The organism is Shigella sp. FC1544 (genome assembly GCF_001722145.1).
Lineage (GTDB): Bacteria > Pseudomonadota > Gammaproteobacteria > Enterobacterales > Enterobacteriaceae > Escherichia > Escherichia coli.
Genome location: NZ_MECT01000323.1, coordinates 1 through 1183 on the forward strand (window position 1 = coordinate 1; position 1183 = coordinate 1183).

Annotated in this window: 1 protein-coding gene; it reads right to left on the minus strand. The window is 54.9% G+C overall.

What is annotated here, in order from left to right; translation table 11 throughout:
• On the minus strand, positions 1 to 1183 hold a 1183-nt coding region (locus BGK49_RS15280; protein ID WP_069375770.1), incomplete at both ends, for a glutamate decarboxylase.

Here is a 1183-nt window from a genome sequence, read left to right on the forward strand (position 1 = left end):
CAAAGTCCATTTCGAAGCCGCGACGACACATAATGCGCATCACCACGATGTCGGTGGCTTCACCGCCGAGAGTGAAGGCCGGAACCTGCCAGCCGCGCAGACGCAGACGTTCAGAGAGGTCGTACAGGGTGTATCCCGGATCTTCACCATCTTTCAGTTTGAAGCAAACCGCCGGGATGCCTTCGTCCGGGCGACCCGTACAGATGAACTCATACGGCCCCAGTTTGGCGATTTCATCCGCCAGATAAGCGGCAACCTGGTAAGAGGCGTTCTGTACTTTGGTATAGCCTTCACGACCGAGGCGCAGGAATTCATAGTACTGTGCAATTACCTGACCCGCCGGGCGGGAGAAGTTGATGGCAAAAGTACCAATTTGACCACCCAGGTAGTCAACGTTGAACACCAGTTCCTGCGGCAGCGCTTCTTCGTCACGCCAGATAACCCAGCCGCAGCCCAGCGGAGCCAGACCGAATTTATGGCCTGAAGCACTGATCGATTTCACACGCGGCAGGCGGAAGTCCCAGACGATATCCGGGGCGACGAACGGTGCCAGGAAGCCACCGCTGGCAGCGTCGATGTGCATGTCGATGTCGATACCGGTGTCGGCCTGGAATTTATCCAGCGCATCGTGCAGCGGTTGTGGGAACTCATAGTTACCGGTGTAGGTCACGCCGAAAGTCGGCACCACACCGATGGTGTTTTCGTCACAGGCTTCAATCATGCGTTTCGGGTCCATAAACAACTGACCGGGGCGCATAGGGATCTCACGCAGCTCCACATCCCAGTAGCGGGCGAATTTATGCCAGCAGATTTGTACCGGACCGCACACCAGGTTTGGTTTATCCGTTGGTTTGCCTGCAGCTTCCATACGCTTGCGCCAACGCCATTTCATCGCCATCCCGCCGAGCATACAGGCCTCGGAAGAACCAATGGTGTTGGTGCCAACGGCCTGACCATTTTTCGGCGCAGGCGCATGCCACAGATCGGCAACCATATTTACGCAACGCAGGTCGATGGCTGCGGATTGCGGATATTCTTCTTTGTCGATCCAGTTTTTGTTAATGGATAAATCCATCAATTTGTGGACATTTTCGTCGTCCCAGGTCTGGCAGAAAGTGGCTAGGTTCTGACGAGCGTTGCCATCAAGATATAATTCGTCATTGATAATCTGGAATGCGACATC